The 16,089-nt window shown below is 38.3% G+C and carries 15 protein-coding genes; 11 read left to right on the plus strand and 4 right to left on the minus strand.

Annotation, left to right across the window (positions count from 1 at the left end; genetic code table 11):
* Window positions 1–440 precede the first annotated feature (440 nt).
* A complete protein-coding gene (locus QVB70_RS17025) occupies window positions 441–980 on the plus strand; it encodes a hypothetical protein (protein WP_287588758.1) in 540 nt (179 codons plus the stop codon).
* A gap of 16 nt (window positions 981–996) precedes the next feature.
* Here the strand turns inward: QVB70_RS17025 and QVB70_RS17030 are convergent, their stop codons facing one another.
* The gene (locus tag QVB70_RS17030; protein ID WP_287588760.1) at window positions 997–2,892 is read right to left on the minus strand and encodes an AAA family ATPase; all 1,896 of its coding nucleotides are present in this window, start codon (window positions 2,890–2,892) and stop codon (window positions 997–999) included.
* Between the two features lie 434 nt (window positions 2,893–3,326).
* Between QVB70_RS17030 and QVB70_RS17035 the strand changes: the two genes are divergently transcribed.
* Window positions 3,327–4,610, plus strand: coding sequence for a DUF362 domain-containing protein (locus QVB70_RS17035; protein WP_287588762.1), 1,284 nt, complete (start codon window positions 3,327–3,329; stop codon window positions 4,608–4,610).
* 47 nt (window positions 4,611–4,657) lie between these two features.
* Here the strand turns inward: QVB70_RS17035 and QVB70_RS17040 are convergent, their stop codons facing one another.
* On the minus strand, window positions 4,658–5,647 hold the full coding sequence (locus tag QVB70_RS17040; RefSeq protein WP_287588765.1) for an AIR synthase related protein: 990 nt from the start codon (window positions 5,645–5,647) through the stop codon (window positions 4,658–4,660).
* Between the two features lie 207 nt (window positions 5,648–5,854).
* Between QVB70_RS17040 and QVB70_RS17045 the strand changes: the two genes are divergently transcribed.
* From QVB70_RS17045 to QVB70_RS17080, 8 genes are all read left to right on the plus strand, one after another.
* The gene (locus tag QVB70_RS17045) at window positions 5,855–7,177 is read left to right on the plus strand and encodes a hypothetical protein (RefSeq protein WP_287588768.1); all 1,323 of its coding nucleotides are present in this window, start codon (window positions 5,855–5,857) and stop codon (window positions 7,175–7,177) included.
* Window positions 7,178–7,526: 349 nt separating this feature from the next.
* Window positions 7,527–8,075 (plus strand): 2-oxoacid:acceptor oxidoreductase family protein, encoded by a 549-nt coding sequence (locus tag QVB70_RS17050; protein ID WP_342766585.1) that lies wholly within the window; start codon window positions 7,527–7,529, stop codon window positions 8,073–8,075.
* Window positions 8,072–8,383: a 4Fe-4S binding protein gene (locus tag QVB70_RS17055; RefSeq protein ID WP_287588773.1), complete on the plus strand. Its 312-nt coding sequence runs from the start codon at window positions 8,072–8,074 to the stop codon at window positions 8,381–8,383. The genes QVB70_RS17050 and QVB70_RS17055 overlap by 4 nt, the downstream gene beginning before the upstream one ends.
* Before the next feature lie 7 nt (window positions 8,384–8,390).
* A complete protein-coding gene (locus tag QVB70_RS17060; RefSeq protein WP_287588776.1) occupies window positions 8,391–9,575 on the plus strand; it encodes a transketolase C-terminal domain-containing protein in 1,185 nt (394 codons plus the stop codon).
* Window positions 9,576–9,585: 10 nt separating this feature from the next.
* A complete protein-coding gene (locus tag QVB70_RS17065; protein WP_287588778.1) occupies window positions 9,586–10,557 on the plus strand; it encodes a thiamine pyrophosphate-dependent enzyme in 972 nt (323 codons plus the stop codon).
* Between the two features lie 256 nt (window positions 10,558–10,813).
* Window positions 10,814–11,122: a DUF5654 family protein gene (locus tag QVB70_RS17070; RefSeq protein WP_287588781.1), complete on the plus strand. Its 309-nt coding sequence runs from the start codon at window positions 10,814–10,816 to the stop codon at window positions 11,120–11,122.
* 78 nt (window positions 11,123–11,200) lie between these two features.
* Window positions 11,201–12,142 (plus strand): 2-phospho-L-lactate transferase CofD family protein, encoded by a 942-nt coding sequence (locus QVB70_RS17075; RefSeq protein WP_287588783.1) that lies wholly within the window; start codon window positions 11,201–11,203, stop codon window positions 12,140–12,142.
* A 155-nt stretch (window positions 12,143–12,297) separates the two neighbouring features.
* The gene (locus QVB70_RS17080) at window positions 12,298–12,552 is read left to right on the plus strand and encodes an ATP cone domain-containing protein (protein ID WP_287588785.1); all 255 of its coding nucleotides are present in this window, start codon (window positions 12,298–12,300) and stop codon (window positions 12,550–12,552) included.
* Window positions 12,553–12,681: 129 nt separating this feature from the next.
* Here the strand turns inward: QVB70_RS17080 and corA are convergent, their stop codons facing one another.
* Complete coding sequence (corA, locus tag QVB70_RS17085; protein WP_287588788.1) at window positions 12,682–13,764, minus strand: magnesium/cobalt transporter CorA; 1,083 nt, start codon at window positions 13,762–13,764, stop codon at window positions 12,682–12,684.
* Window positions 13,765–14,127: 363 nt separating this feature from the next.
* Here corA and QVB70_RS17090 point away from each other — a divergent pair, with 363 nt between their 5' ends.
* The gene (locus QVB70_RS17090; protein WP_287588791.1) at window positions 14,128–14,952 is read left to right on the plus strand and encodes a mechanosensitive ion channel family protein; all 825 of its coding nucleotides are present in this window, start codon (window positions 14,128–14,130) and stop codon (window positions 14,950–14,952) included.
* A 30-nt stretch (window positions 14,953–14,982) separates the two neighbouring features.
* Here QVB70_RS17090 and QVB70_RS17095 read toward each other — a convergent pair whose 3' ends face one another.
* Window positions 14,983–15,933: a mechanosensitive ion channel family protein gene (locus tag QVB70_RS17095; protein WP_287588794.1), complete on the minus strand. Its 951-nt coding sequence runs from the start codon at window positions 15,931–15,933 to the stop codon at window positions 14,983–14,985.
* Window positions 15,934–16,089 lie beyond the last annotated feature (156 nt).

The raw sequence follows: 16,089 nt of genomic DNA on the forward strand, positions 1-16,089 counted from the left end.
GTATGCTACTACCCATAATCTGTTCATAGAGACACATATAGGCGGATTTTATGACTGATTCCTCAAGTGTTCCTTCAAGGAAGGGGGGTGCCGTGGATCACCCCGAATTGTCGATGATCGGGTGCCTGTGTTCCCGCGTCGGGCTAACTCAACCATCCGTGAGGACAGAAGCTCCGTCCGTAAGGGGGGAGTAGTTCACGACTGATCATTTATCACCATTAGAAGATCAATTTCTTGTTCTTTTACTAGATAATGCAAGCATTTTTCCGCAATTTGACCGCTGGGATATCATTAGCTCAGAACTCCCACGAGGAAAACTAATTTTCTGGTATGCTGGAAAACTTCACATAGGAACAAAAACACTTCTAAAAACAATGCGACGTCTTAACAAAAAAGAGTTAATTAAAAGGCAGGATTGTGTAAGAAGAAGTGCTTCAGTAATGCGATATATACTAACAAAGAAAGGAAAAGAAGTTGCAACTCAAATTAAGACAAGATGCAACGAAGATAGCTGTGTGAAGCCTCCTAAGGATTGCTTCATCAAGGTATTAACAACGATGTACGGATGCGAGGGTATAGAACAGCCACTTTTCTCAATAAAGCAGAAGCAGATAACACCGATTAAAGATGTTGCAATGAAAAAAGAATTCACAGAGAGTGCAGAGTTCGTTATTACGCGTGGAGATACTCTTATTGTAACAATAAGAAAGAAACACAAAAAAAGCGACGAGCATGAAATACTCATAAAAGGTCTTGCTTGTGACTTTGAGTTATTTGAGAAGGCAAAACGTTATGCACTTGTTTTTTTGCAGCAGAGAGGTGAATACAATGAAAATCACTTGTCTTATAAATTTGTCTCTCTAATACCTCTCCCGGAGTCATATCTTTCACATAAAAATTCCTTTCAGAAGAAAACTAAGAACATGCTCAAAGAATGGAGAGACCATACCTTAAGTCACCTACAGAAAAAAACGGACTGACAAAAGCACCTTCCCTTTAGAAAGCTGCTGCCAACATCTCGTTGATGTGTGTCACTATATCTTTCCAATTTTGTACCTCTAACACCCTTCCGTTTTTAGCAAGTTGTTTGGCAAACCAAGGTCTGCCCTGCGGGATATAGAACACATTAACTTGATCAAAGAAATTCACAACATCCCTAGGATCTTCCCCATGCGTCCAGACACAATCTGAAATCAAAAACACAATTTTTTTTGGCGCATTTGTGCGTGTAAACTCATCTAAGGAAACTTCTAAAGCCCCTCTGATGTCTGTCAACATTGTGTGGCGAAGTGAGACGATATTAGTAACAACTCTATCAATTTGTCTTTCCTGATTTAATCCTTTTAACAGATACTGATCTGTATTATAAGCAATTACACCAAAGTTGTCATGTTTGCGATTCATTGCATATGAAAGAATAGATGCGATAAGGATAGCTATCTCGATTTTCTCGCCTCTCATCGATTCAGAACAATCAACAAGGAGCATAGCCCCTCTACTAGTTGTTTCTCGTGATCTGACAATAAAATCTTCTTCTTTGGGATATACCTCTTGTACTAGATTTTCAATTGTACGCTCAATATCGAGATCGTCATCTCCATTAAACTTGTGAGGTCGTAAACGTCCTTCACGTCTTCCAAAAGGAGTAGCTCTAAGTGCACGCTTTAGAGCAACTTGCAATGATAATACTCTTGCCAATTGTTTCATATATTCCCTTGGTTGTCGTTTATGATATTCTATCCCGTCTGATGCGCTGTGAGTCGGGTGTGAATCGAATGTCACAAGATTTTTTGCGTTCAATCCTGCAGGATGAGCCTCTCCAGAGACATTTTCAGAGGTCTTTTCAAGAGGAATTGGATATGCTGTACCTTCTATTTCTTCTGGAATTGCAACATTGATTTCTTCCATATCATCTTCTTCATCTTCGGGTGCTTGACTTTTTTTTTCAGGAAATAATTCTTTTTCTAATTCATCTTCTTCGCGATGTTCTTCTTTTTTTTCATCTCCTTCTCCTGGTCCTTCTGTGTCAATTTCACTTTGAAGTTCCTCAAAAATTGAGGAGATTATCTCGTAAATTATTTCCTCTTCTGATTTGTTCGATGTAGGGGCTGGCCAAATTTTTAAGCGTAAGGAAACGATAGCAGCGTCGAGTAAATCTTCAAAGGTGTAGTTATCTTTTGCCCCATTCATTATCAACTGAATAAAATCGATTGCACCTCTTATACTTGCACCTGCTTTTAGATCTGGATGTTTTCTACTTCTTTGTATGATTTCAACTGCTAGATCAATTAGCCATTCATCTTTGCATTGCGTGTTAACTTTAACTATTTGTATTTCTTCTTCTTTGGACTGATATAACATTTTTAGACTTACGAACCGATCTAAAACCCCTCGGCTAATGCGCGAGACTCCAATATCGTCCAAGGGGTTTTGAGTCGCCACCACCGAGAAATTTGCATTAGCATTTACGTTTCCATAACGCGGAATATCCATTGTCTTTTCACTAAGTGAAACAAGTAACACATTAAGTGTTTCAGGCGGTGCTCTATTGATTTCCTCTATGTAAAGTATACCTCCCTCTTCCATGGCTTTAGCCAATGGACCTTTTCGAAAATTCTCTTTTTTATAACCTGTCTGCAATACTGCTGAGGGATCAAAATGTCCGATCAACTTGGGTACGGTCAAATCTTCATTGCCTTCTACGAAATAAAATGGGACATCTAAAATTTCGCTAAAATTCCTAAGTATGGTTGTTTTTGAAGTTCCTGGTGCCCCCTCAAGAAGAACTGCCTTATCGGCAGCTAATGCACTTAATATAAGGCGAATTTCTTTTCGTCTTCCTACGATTTGTGCACAAACTCTACCGAATACGTCATTTACGTCAATGTCCATAAGCGCAACACCAACTGCTGTAATTTTGTTTAGATGCCACAAAGCGCTACTATATAATAATCTCTAAAAGGTAACGACTTCTAAATTTTCTTTTAAGTGAATTGATTAATCATGCTATCTGAGGAAATATTCACTTTAAAATTGTTTGCTTTCGTGTATGAACTAAAATGATACTACACATATGACTTCCTCTTTTTGAAACTTCCTTTGGTCGCTAATCACTCATTCACCCGTTGTTCTCCAGTTGTATCTTTTTTGAAATCTCTATACTACTCACAGATAACTTTTTACCTGCTGCGGGTTCTGAGACTGCTTGTAAGCATATAAAACTGTAAAAAACAGTATATTTAAAAACTGCGGGGAATGTTGCATAGTATATATAAGCCAATCATTATGTCATATTGCTTCTAAAAATAAAACACGAGGTAATAGAAATGCCTAAAGTTAAAGTGTCGATAGCTAAAGCAGATAATTATGAAGAGGCGCAAGCCGGTATCCGAGCTGTGATGGAGCCTTTAGGAGGCTTTGGTGCATTTATCAAGGACGGTCAGAGCGTCTGGCTCAAACCTAATATGGTGCGTCCACTACCAAACGTTCCTGCGCTTACAGATGCGCGCTTCATGGCGGCTCTAATTAGAGAAATAAAAGAACAAACAGATCCCTCCAGAATTGTCGTTGCAGATGCACCCTACAGAGGATATCCTGGGGTGAAGGCCTTTAATTTTGAGGGAGAGTACAGCGGTTTAAAGATGAAAGAGACGTGTGAAAAGGAAGGTGCCGAGGTCATTTACCTGGATGAATACAAATGGGAGAAGGTCGAAATCCCAAGTGCCAAAGTACTTAAGGAAGCCGAGTTTTCCAAACTTCGCAACGAGGTAGATGTCATTATCAACGTTCCTAAACTGAAGACCCATGTGCAACCAGGTATCACCGTAGCGCTAAAGAATTGGCATGGTTTCATCAGTTGGCCTTATCGCAGATTATGGCATGCAGATAACCTCAGCCAGAAGTTGGTTGATATATTCAAAGGTCCTGGTGCGATGCCTGCTTTGAACATAGTAGATGGTATAATCGGTGTTCATGAATTTGGTCCATCAATTGCAGGCCTACCTTATGATTCAAAGACGATAATAGCCAGTCCAGATCCCGTTGCAACCGATGCAGTCGCATCTTACATGATGGGCTGGGATGACCCGTTTCAGGTGGAAATGGTTAGAATTGGTCACTACGATGGTGTTGGCGTTGGAGATCTTAATGAAATTGAGATTGTTGGAGAGCCAATTTTTCAATTTGAAGATTGGATTCGTCCCAATATGGATCTCATCGCAGTATATCCTAATGTCAATGTAATAGTTGGTGGTCTTTGTGCTGGATGCAAATCGCGAGTAAAATTTGCGATGGAAAACATTTTGAAACGAGGACTTTGGGAAGAATACTTCGAGAAGCACGGCCCCCTTACAATAGTATGTGGAGTTGGCGCACGTTTGCCAGAGCCAAGCGAAGATGTGTGGTACGTAGGGGATTGCACACAATTTGGTCAGAAATGGGACGAAGAGGGAAATCCACGATTTGCCTGGGATGAAGAAACGGTTGCAGAACGTAGAAAGTTACTCGAAGATCCTAAAGCGGTATGGTTTAGAGGCTGCCCCGTATGGTTCACGGCTCTCTCGGATGAAATCAAAGAACGAGTAAGGAAAGCAGCAGAAGCAGAAGCCTAACTCTCTTTTTTGCTACATTACCCTCTTTTTTATTTCATATTTTTCAACTATCGATCCCAAGGTTTAATCCCAGTAATGGCATCCTTAGTAAAGTCGAATACAGTTGATTTTTCCTTTCCGTCAGTTATGACTAATTGTTTATCTTCAGTTATTTCCCCAACAACTGCCGCTGCAATATTCTGTTTCTTAAAAATAGTTAACGCTTGTTTTGCCAAGTTTGGGTGCGTTGTAAGTAAATAACCGAACCCTGGGTTGACTCTCAGCCAATCTTCTAAAGAGATCGAATCTGGCTTTGGAACGTTCCTGACATCCACCAGTGCCCCAGTCCCCGCTACTTCAAGCATCATTCCTAATGTTCCTATAATCCCAGGCATGCTCACATCTTTACAAGAGGTAGCTAACTTGAGATGTGCAATAGTTGTAATCGTCTCAAAATTCTTTCGAACGACATCTGGATCTTTAAATGAAGTATTATCAAAGCCAGTAAAGAGTGTTTCCTTTCCATCTGTATCGATGGTTACAATAAGAACATCACCAGGTCTTGAACCATGAGAATACAGAATTTCATCTTTTTTTGCTGCACCAATCGTTGAACAATCAAGTGAGGGACTCGGGGCGTCCGGAATGATATGTCCTCCTAATATTGGACATCTAAATATCTCTGATCCCTTCTTAAGACCGTACATAATTTCTGCTAACGTTTCCTCGTTGTTAAAACTGATGACGCTTAAGAAGCCAAGTGGCTTACCACCCATAGCATAGATGTCCTTCACGTTAACTACAACACAAAAATATCCGGCATCTCTTGGATGTTTTTCAACAAACTGAGATCGCATGGCATCGTTCGTAAAAAGTACAACGTCATTTTGTCCGAGTTCTCGCAAATTTATTGCAGCAGAATCTTCTCCGTATGCTTCAAGCACGTAATTATTCTTTAACTTAGAGCCTAGAATCTCTGTTATTTTTTGAATTGGTTTTTTGCGTATAATACCCTCATTAAGCCTAAGATTCTTCGCTAATTCGTCCAAGTCAGTCATATTTGTTAACTCCCTGAGATCTTATGGGAAATTTCGTTTTTTATAGGATATCTAACTCTCTTTTCTCTTGTGGCTCTTTCTTACGAAAGATTCATAAAGCTGATGTTAGGGATAGGATGTGCTCTAAAGGAGGAAACGCCTATTCGGATCAAAATCTCTTCAATTTTTATAATTATTCTTCTTTGCGTCTCAGTAGCAGTTCTATGTTTGCCCGTTAAAGCCGATACAAATGCCAACAACTCCTTGTTTGTGACAGGGTTACAAGGAGATTCGAACCTTATCAATAGTTACTATGTGTATGTAAATGATACACACCCCTCTTTTTCAGTAAAAGTTGATGTAAAATGGTGGAAAGGTTCAACTGAATCAAATATGAGGATTACAGTAGAAAAACCTGGTGGAACCCTTTACAAGCAGGAAGAAGTGTCATATGGGACTACAGGTCTTATTGAACTATTAGTTAAAGCAAAGCAAGTTGGGGTATGGGAGGTAAGAATTGAATGCCTAAAAGCAGCTCCAGGTGACTTATTAGTCGGATATTCGCTTAATGTCCCTGAATTGGACGGAAAAATATGGGCTGATGATCTTTGGATTTCTAATGAAGAAGGAGATGCTTTTGAATACTGGTTGGAAGTACATCGCTTCCTTGAAGGAAAAAGTTTTACACTAAATGTATTAAATGTAGATAGTCAAGGAAGAGTAGATTTACTCTTTCCAACAGGAAAATTAGCAGAACGTATGCAAATTCAACCTACTGAAAATGAGTGGAGTGCAACACAAGAAGTTCTCCATGAAGAAGGAGGTTTCTGGAAACTTCGCTTCGATGCTAATTGGCAGGCAGCACACATCACTGTGATAGACCAGAATGAGGATACACTTCGCCTCTTTCTTGCGACACAGAATGATATTCCTCCACGACCGGGCCCTGTATTATTCAATTACGTACAGGAACTAAAACTCACACAGGCAGAGCCATCAAAAATTACACTTGACATTTATAACGGTATCTCTGCCAGTTTTTATGTCATAGTAAGAACGAGCGGAGTAGGATTTACAGCTACTTCGCAAGAGATCTATATCGTGCCTGGTACAAATGTGGTATTTATTGACACATTGTTTTTGCCCTCATCACCTTATGAATGGGGGAATAGGATCCTAAAGATAGATTTAATAGTTCAAAGCACTTACATGGACAGCGTTCTCGTTCCGGTCGATGTACAAATCAACACATCTAATATCATGATAGGTTATGTTTCTCCAACGATAGTAATCTTGGCATTAGCGTCTCAACTGATTGTATATAAGAAAGAAATGGATGAAAGTGGTAAAAAGTTAAGAATCACTCGCTGTGTACTAGGCTTCTTAATGGCCGTCTTTGGGATCACTAATGCCTTTGGATTTGCTATCGCAGATGTAATCGTTCACAGCAGCCTAACATTTGGTGGATACGTAACATTAGTAATCTCAGTAGCCACTACATTGCTTGGCTATCTTTGGCTACATCGCGGACTCACAGATCACTGGGTCTAACGCGACTTCTCTTATTTTTCTTTTCCATCTATAAAAAACGCTTGACTTGAATAAGACGGTTTCTATGATAGCATCGTGAGATATTTAAGATGACAGTGACATAATCTATTCGTCTAATAGCATACTTAGAAGTTATTATTCATAGTCTTTTAAGAAAAAAGAAAAACAATCTGATGTCATTATTACGCGCGCGAAAAGCCTTTAATGTGTCACCTGATAAGAACGTCATATTAAAAGTTTAAAAGAGAAAGTAGCTATAATTGAAAAACAATATACTCAAAGTTTTGAGTAGGTTAATATCACAATCAGAAAATGAGATGAAGTATTCGGAGGATTAATTTTGGCTAAAATAACAGAAGTAAGATTTCATGGCAGGGGAGGTCAAGGCGTAGTTACTGCTAGCCGACTCCTTGCTAACGCAGCGATTCTTGAAGGAAAGTTTATACAAGCTTTCCCAGAGTTTGGTCCAGAACGAGCAGGGGCGCCAATCAAGGGGTACACACGAATCGGTGATGAAAAATTCACCATAAAATCGGCAATTTATACTCCTGACGTTGTTGCTGTAATCGATCCTACGTTACCAAGACTAGTGCCAGTCACTGAAGGTCTAAAGGAGGGTGGAATTGTTGTCATTAACACTCCTCAAACTCCTGAAACTGTAAAGAGTGAACTTAATGTGCAAGGCACAGTAGCCGCTGTAAATGCAACGAATATTGCTCTAGAAACAATTGGGCGTCCAATTGCAAATACAGCAATCTTAGGTGCACTAGTAAAAGTCACTGATCTAGTAAAACTTGATTCACTTTTTGAGGCACTTCTAGAGATTTTCAAAGGTGGCGTCGGCCAGAAAAATGTTGACGCAATTAAAAGAAGTTATGAGGAGGTTAAAGTTGCATGACCATCCAAGACGAGTACAGGAAAAAGGGTTGGAAAGACTTGCCCCCAGGCGGAATAGTCGATCGACCAGCGACAGCTCTTGATTATAAGACTGGAACGTGGCGAGCATTTCGCCCAATTCGCAACAAAGACAAAAAAATTTGTCAGAATCCCGAAAACTGTTTGATTTGCTGGGCTCTCTGTCCTGATGCAGCAATAAAAAGGGTAGAACCTAACGAACTAGAATTCGATATGGACTATTGTAAGGGCTGCGGAGTTTGTGCCCTTGAATGTCCTCTAAAGGCAATTGAAATGGAACAGGAGGAATAATGGTAAAATGGCAAAAGCTAAAACTCTAGGTATGATGGGTGACTTCGCAGTCGCAGAAGCCGCTAAGTTGTGTAACCCAGATGTGATTGCAGCATATCCAATTACACCTCAAACAATCATTGTTGAGCGACTCTCGGAGTTTGTGGCAGAAGGTGAACTAGATTGCGAGTATATTTGTGTTGAATCAGAACACTCTGCTATGTCTGCGTGCTTTGGTGCGTCAGCAACGGGTGCAAGAGTATTTACTGCCACTGCGTCGCAAGGACTGGCTCTTATGATTGAAATAGTCTATATTGTCGCATCAGCCAGATTTCCAATTGTTATGGCAATTGCTGATCGCGCGCTTTCCGGTCCGATCAACATTCACTGCGATCATAGCGATGCCATGTTGGCACGCGATTCTGGATGGATTCAGTTATTTGCAGAAGATTGTCAAGAAGCGTATGATACCACTATTCAGTCGTTCAAAATTGCTGAAGACAAACGGGTGTCACTCCCAGTAATGCCCTGCTTGGACGGGTTCGTTTTAACGCATTCAATTGAGCCAGTTACAATACTCCCGATCGATGACGAAGAAACACTTGACGGATTCCTACCACTGCGTGACCCGCTTTATAAACTTGACATAGAGGCACCAATCGCTCAAGGACTGTTAGCACTTCCTGATTTCTTTATGGAGATCAAGCGTGGACAGCAGGAAGCTCACTTGAAATCCATAGATGTTGTCAAAGATGTAATTCAGGACTTTGGTGATAGATGGGGTCGTTATTATCCAGTTGTTGAGCCTTACCGAATGGATGATGCTGAAGTAGCAGTTATAACGATAGGATCAGCTACAGGAACCGCAAGAGTTGCCGTCGATGTACTACGAGAGGAAGGTAAAAAGGTCGGACTTGTGAAATTACGTTGTTTCAGACCATTTCCAGAAAAGGACTTACAGGCGGCGCTCAAAAATGTTCAAGCAGTCGGTGTATGTGACAGAGCAATTTCATTTGGAGCTACAGGACCATCTTATGCTGATGTAGCAGGTGCATTGTATGGTAGAGGACCGCTTCTTAAAAACTTCATTATCGGTCTAGGTGGTAAAGATATCACAATTGATACTTTCAGAACAATATATGACAAACTGTATGCTGACTTAGCAAAAGGAGAAGTAGAAGAAAAAGTTGAATGGATAGGAATAAGAGAATGAGGTGAAAAATATGGCAGATTATCCAAATCGTTTGGCAGATTTACCTAAAGAAGAACGTTCAGTCTCATCAGGACATCGACTTTGTACAGGATGTGCAGCAGGCACAGTCGCCCGCCTTGTTGGGAAAGCAGTCCCTGATAAACCGTTGATGTGGGTGAATGCCACGTGCTGTATGGAAGTTGCAACAACGATCTATCCATTCGCAGCTTGGCACATCCCATGGATTCATAACGCTTTCGAAAATGCGGCAGCTACAGCGTCAGGTGTGCGTGCAGGACTTGATGTATTAATGAGGAAAGGTCGAATTCCACAACAGGACACGGAGGTCATTGCCATCGGTGGAGATGGTGGGACCTATGATATCGGTATTCAGGCAGTAAGTGGAGCAATTGAGCGGGGGCATGACTTTGTTTATATCTGTTATGACAACGAAGCTTATATGAACACTGGTATTCAAAGAAGTGGTGCCACAATGCATGCCGCATGGACAACGACATCTCCAGCTGGAGAAGTGGTGCCTGGCAAAAAAGAATTTAAAAAACCGCTTTTGAGGATCGTTGCGGCTCATGGACTAGAATATTGCGCCACCGCGAGTGTATCTCATCCGCTTGACTTTGTCCGAAAGGTTAAGCGTGCAGTTGACGTCAAAGGGCCAGCTTTCGTGCATGTTATTCAGCCGTGCCTGAGAGGGTGGCGGTTCGAGACGTCCCAATCATTCCAAGTAGCGCGGTTAGCTGTTGAATCACGCTTCTTCCCACTTTACGAAGTGTACCATGGATACAAATTCGTCCTTAACTATCCCAATCCAGCGATGTCGAAAGTTCCTATCGAAGATTATCTAAACAAGCAAGGTAGACTAAGACATCTGTTTAGACCAGAGAAAAACCAAGAGATCATTGATGTTATTCAGAACCACGTTGACCTAGAATGGAACAAACTTCTTGAACTTGCTGAATTCTCAGAGAAATCGGCAATCTATTAACCTATACCTTCTTTTTTTATTTCCATTTAAAAACTAATTTTTTCGTTTACTAGTTCTATAGTTTTGAACGGTCTTCTTACAGCATTTCTTTTTTTTAACTTTAAGTACGAAAAGCCTCAAGACAAAATATAAACTTCTGCAAAAAAGAATTCAGTCTATTCCCTTTAATGCTATGATGTTTTTTATATGTATCAAGTGATTAGTTATTCTACAAATTTAAAATCTAATGAAATCAGTAGCAATAGGATGTCATTTCTTGAGCGAGAAAAAAATCAGCGATAAAAGAAGAAAAGAGAAGGCACTTAAAGAATTGAGGAAATTACAAAAAGAAATGATAGATAAATTTTCTACATTGATTACAACAGCATTTGGTTTTGTTGTAGCGTTTGCTTGGAACGGTGCGTTTCAAGCAATCTTCCGTAACATCTTTGGAATAACCAATGAAGTAGTTCCTTCGGTAACATATGCGATAGTTGTGACCGTAATTGCAGTCATTGTAACAATCTGGATAAGCAAGCTAGCTAGAAGATATAAAACGATCGAACAACACATAGTAACAAGTTAAAAAAGACTTGTTATAATTGATTGCATAGAAAAGAAAACGTATTATTGTCAACAAAATCCCTGATAGGAGGCTTTCGATGTGATTACTATAATATCTGGTGGATTGCAAACGACCAAATTTTTAGAAGGGCTTTTACGAGTTATACCGCAAGAAAAACTTGGGATCATAGTTAACACTATGAATAATTTAGAAATTTTAGGATTGGATATCTATCCCGACCTAGAATATTTGTTATTTCTTTTAGCCGGTAAACTGGATATTCGATATTGGGAGACCATCCAAAATGATACTTATAGTTTTATGAACGCCTTATCTTATTTGACGAACAAAGAAGACCTATGGTTTCGTTTTGGCGACACACTCATTACTCAAATCATCTTCCGCGAGCATCTTATGACTAAAGGTGCATTCTTTTCAGAAGCAATCACCATAATTGCCGAAAAACTTGGTATTAAAGCAAGAGTTCTTCCAATGACAGACGCCAAAGTTATTTTCCAAGTGATTACCGATCAAGGGAATTTATCCTTTATGGAATACCGCAATAAGGAACTTCAAGGAATCATAAAAGAAGTAAAAAAGATTGAATACGTTGGGATCGATAAGGCGGAAGTACATCCCAAAATAAAGGATACACTGTCTAACAGTGATGCAATAATCATAGGTCCAAGTAATCCTCCGTTAAACATCGAGCCTATGCTTGCTTTTGAGGAGATTAAAAATACGATTGAAAAATCAGGTGGTAATGTTATTGCGATAAGCCCTGTCTTAGGTGATGAACCGATTGATCAACCTATGAGGAGGCTTATGGAGGAAGCCCTAGGAATTGGTACATCAATTCTCGATATTGTTGAACATTATCCAGGTCTCATAGATACACTAATTATAGATGAATCTGACGAAGAGCATAAAGAAAAACTTGAGGAGATGGGCATGGAGGTAATCGTAACAACGGTCAAACTTAGTTCCCAAGAAAATAGAATAAAGTTAGCTGAAATCGTCTCAAAACTACTGGAAACTTAGCGATCTATGACGCCAATTTGTTAGAAACGGTATGGATGATTAGAATTTGAACTTAGTTTAGTAAAAAGCGTAATATGCTCTTAGCTCTTCATTTGATCTATGATATTCTTATTAAAAAAATTAGTATAATATACAGTTTGGAGGATTGGAAAATAATGATTATTAAAAAAAGAGACGGAAAGAAGGAACGGTTTATTCCTGAAAAAATTGTAGTGAGTTCTATAAAAGCAGGAGCTCCTCCTGAAGTTGCTCGAGAAATTGCGAAAAAAATTGAAGCACAACTCTCAGGTCTAAATGAAATGAGCACGACAGAACTTCGTGATATGATCTTAAATATGCTGAGTGAAAAAAACCCAGAATGGAAAGAAAATTGGGTAGCATATGATAGGTCAGTTAAGAAAAGGAGATAAGAACTTTCTTAGTTATCAAATTTCTTTTCTTAAATGAAATAGATAACTAGAGTTAGTGATATCTGAACCATTAATGACAAGAAGTATTCTATTTTACCTTTTCGGAAGCAAAAATAAGGCCTGTCACTGTCATAACCACTTTTTCATCCGAAAATAAATTGTCATTACGAGACCTAAAGCAAACATCATAAGTAATGTGAATGGATAACCAAACTGCCATTCCAGCTCTGGCATAAGCTTAAAGTTCATTCCATAAATACCCGCAATTAGCGTTAAAGGGATAAATATTGTAGCAATAATCGTCAGTACTTTCATAACTTCGTTCATTTTATTACTGATACTTGAAAGATAAATATCAAACATTCCAGAAAGCATGTCACGGTATGTTTCTACGGCATCGATTACCTGAATTGTATGATCATAAACATCTCTAAGATATATGTCAGTAGATTCACGAATAAGAGGGTTCTCTAATCTTTCCAATCTACTGATTACCTCTCTTAAAGGCCAAACTGACTTACGTAACGCTATCATCTCTCTTTTTAATTTATGGAGCTGGTGCAAAGTTTCGGAGGTAGGATTTTCAACCAATTCTTCTTCTAAAAATTCAATCGTCTCTCCAACTTTTTCTAGAATGATGAAATAGTTATCAACAATAGTATCTAACAAAGTATAAGCAAGATAATCTGATCCTTGTTTTCTAATACGGCCTACCAAATTTCTAATTCGTTCTCTAATTGGGTCAAAAACATCAGTTGGCTGTTCCTGAAAGGAAATAACGAAATTTGAGCCAAGAATTAAACTGATCTGCTCTATTTTTATTTCATTTTCTTCATAATAAAGCATTTTCAAAACAACAAAGATGTAACTTTCAAAATCATCTATTTTTGGACGTTGTTCTGTATTTAAAATGTCCTCAAGAATGAGAGGGTGTATTTCAAAATGGTTTCCTAATTTTTCTATGATCTCTACTTCATGAATGCCATCAATGTTTATCCATGTTACAGTTGGAGTATCTTTAAAGGGAAAACATTCTTCAATCGTCTTAACTTCCTTCTCCTGAAATTGGGTTTCATCGTAGTCAAAGTATGATATCTTAATTTTTTCAACTCTTTTCTCTCCGACGTGAACTGGAGTTCCTGGTGGAAGTCCTGCCTTTTTTGATCTTTTCCTTAATTTGGGTACTTTCATTTTCTCTCTGAGTCTAGACATTACAACCCCCTTCTATTCAACGAGCGTCTCATTTTAAATCAACTTCGTGAAATTATGATTCAATCATTTACTAACGAGACGAGACTAATAAAGCTGTTTTTAATTTCTATTCATTCATGTTTCAAAGAAAATGTTGAACTGGGCTCTTAATTTGTTCAAACAAAATGCAAATTTCCCTGACTAAACTAATTCTAACATACCGAAACCTAATGTTTTTAAATAGATTTTCTACAGACATGCAATAAAACCAATTAATTTTACTTATTTGGTTTTTGACTATTGACGCATAAAAGAGGTCTTTTAATTCCTTGCATCCCACCTCATAAAAAGAGATTTTATTAGAAAAACGTGGAAGGTGATTACATGCAAACAGCATTTGAAAATTTGTTGGATCCTATTGCTGCTATTAGTTCAGTAATAATTCAAAATCTACCGAATCTTATTCTTGCCTTTATTATCCTTATAGCCACTGCTATTATACTGCCAATTGTCAAAAGATCGATACGGAGAGCTGGAGACCGCTCACATTTACCAAGAGATGTAATTTCAACTATAAATAAATTAGTTCAATGGACCATCCTTTTGGTCGTATTCATTATAATCTTGAATATATTTGGTTTGCAACAATTTTGGCTAGCCACGGTTATTCCAATTATATTCGGTACAGTTATTGGTTTTGCCTCTATTGCAACAATTGGAAACATGATTGCTGGGATCATTATTATGTTCACTAGGCCCTTTAAAATCGGTGATTTAATCCAAATGGGCGAGGATATCGCAGAGGTAAAAGAAATTACAATTATTTACACAAAGGTCGAAAAGGGAGAAGGTTTATTGTATATTCCTAATGCTGATTTTCTAAGAAATAAGTTCATAAATTATGATCAAAAACCCGCGATAATTCGAACGATTACCTTTACAGCGGGATATGAAATTGATACTACTATGATAGAATCAATTGTGCTCAAAGCGGTTAAAGATGTTGAAGGTGTTCTAGAAAATCCTTCCCCTGTTATAAGAACAGATCTGTTTCAAGACTTCGCTCAACAATATAAACTGATTTATAATATTGAAGACTTTAGACAGAGAGGACGCATTGAAGGTGACATTCGCAGAAACATAGTCAAAGCATTTAAAGAAAATGGCATTGATTTACCGACAAGTCATCTTGTAAGTCTAACTCAATAGACTAACCTCATCGCTTTAGCGTGATGGAGCTCACTTTGGGAATCCAACAATATCTATGGTCGCAGAAGCTATTTTAATTCTCTCATTTTTTTGAATTTCTTCCAGAATCTTTTGGCTTAATTTGTGACGCAACGATCTTCTTTTTTTTGCTTCCGTCACGAATCTGATATTAAACGATATCCAATTATCCGTCAGTTTTAGAAATATATTTGGCTCAACAATCCGTTTACCTATGTAGTACATCTCTTCGAGTTGTTCGATTTCTTTTTCCGCTTTTTCTGCTAAATATTTTGTGATTTCTATGACAACTGTCATAATTGTGTCATATGCGACCTTCCAGTCACTGTCATAGGTGATAGGGATCATAATTTCATCCCAGATAAAGTTATGATCTTTAGTGAAGTTGTAAATAGTACTTGATAGAACGTAACTATTTGGAATTATTGCCAACCTTCCTGTTGGCTGATCTCCATCCACCCATCCTTGTATTTCAAGAATAGTAGTGTATAAAATATGAATGTCAATTACGTCACCAACAATCTTCTGGATTTCAATTCTATCTCCCACAGTGTAAAGTCTATTCACATAGATGATTATTCCGCCTGCAAGGCTCTTAAACAGATCTTGTAGAGCGATAGCGATACCAGCGGCAACAACACCATAAGCAACAAAAAGAGTTTGCGGTTGTTCTATCCAAATTGTAGTTAAGACCGCCAGAAATGCAATAATATACAGAATTGAAACAAGCTTGTTGAAAGAATATTTTGTTTTAGTTTCTTTTATCCTTTTGACAACAGCCTCTTCAATAATTACTTTAAATATAATATAAATGATACCAAGCGCAAGAACAGTGTAAAATATATTCGTTAGATATTTTTCTGGGACTGGGATCAGCAAAGATATCGCTGGATATAGCAGAGTTGCAAACCAGAGCAAAATAACGCCAATCAACCACAGAATTATCGCGAATATTTTTTTCATGTGATCGCAGTATAAGCATTCTTGTCTTAAATGTTTTCAATGGTTCAATCTTGAATCATTACATGTCTAACGCATTTTCATGTAAATTTCTGAACCATACACGCATTTGTATCGAAATGGAAAACTATTTATCACATAACGAAATAACAGCATTTC

The sequence above is a fragment of the Candidatus Borrarchaeum sp. genome (genome assembly GCF_019058535.1).
GTDB lineage: Archaea > Asgardarchaeota > Sifarchaeia > Borrarchaeales > Borrarchaeaceae > Borrarchaeum > Borrarchaeum weybense.

Bases quoted from the DNA above. Each gene is read 5' to 3' on its own strand.
- QVB70_RS17040 (WP_287588765.1), bottom strand. From the start codon at position 5,647: ATGACTGACTTGGACGAATTAGCGAAGAATCTTAGGCTTAATGAGGGT.
- QVB70_RS17055 (WP_287588773.1), top strand. From the start codon at position 8,072: ATGACCATCCAAGACGAGTACAGGAAAAAGGGTTGGAAAGACTTGCCC.
- QVB70_RS17090 (WP_287588791.1), top strand. From the start codon at position 14,128: ATGCAAACAGCATTTGAAAATTTGTTGGATCCTATTGCTGCTATTAGT.
- QVB70_RS17035 (WP_287588762.1), top strand. From the start codon at position 3,327: ATGCCTAAAGTTAAAGTGTCGATAGCTAAAGCAGATAATTATGAAGAG.
- QVB70_RS17025 (WP_287588758.1), top strand. From the start codon at position 441: ATGCGATATATACTAACAAAGAAAGGAAAAGAAGTTGCAACTCAAATT.
- QVB70_RS17080 (WP_287588785.1), top strand. From the start codon at position 12,298: ATGATTATTAAAAAAAGAGACGGAAAGAAGGAACGGTTTATTCCTGAA.
- QVB70_RS17060 (WP_287588776.1), top strand. From the start codon at position 8,391: ATGGCAAAAGCTAAAACTCTAGGTATGATGGGTGACTTCGCAGTCGCA.
- corA (WP_287588788.1), bottom strand. From the start codon at position 13,764: ATGTCTAGACTCAGAGAGAAAATGAAAGTACCCAAATTAAGGAAAAGA.
- QVB70_RS17095 (WP_287588794.1), bottom strand. From the start codon at position 15,933: ATGAAAAAAATATTCGCGATAATTCTGTGGTTGATTGGCGTTATTTTG.
- QVB70_RS17065 (WP_287588778.1), top strand. From the start codon at position 9,586: ATGGCAGATTATCCAAATCGTTTGGCAGATTTACCTAAAGAAGAACGT.
- QVB70_RS17030 (WP_287588760.1), bottom strand. From the start codon at position 2,892: ATGGACATTGACGTAAATGACGTATTCGGTAGAGTTTGTGCACAAATC.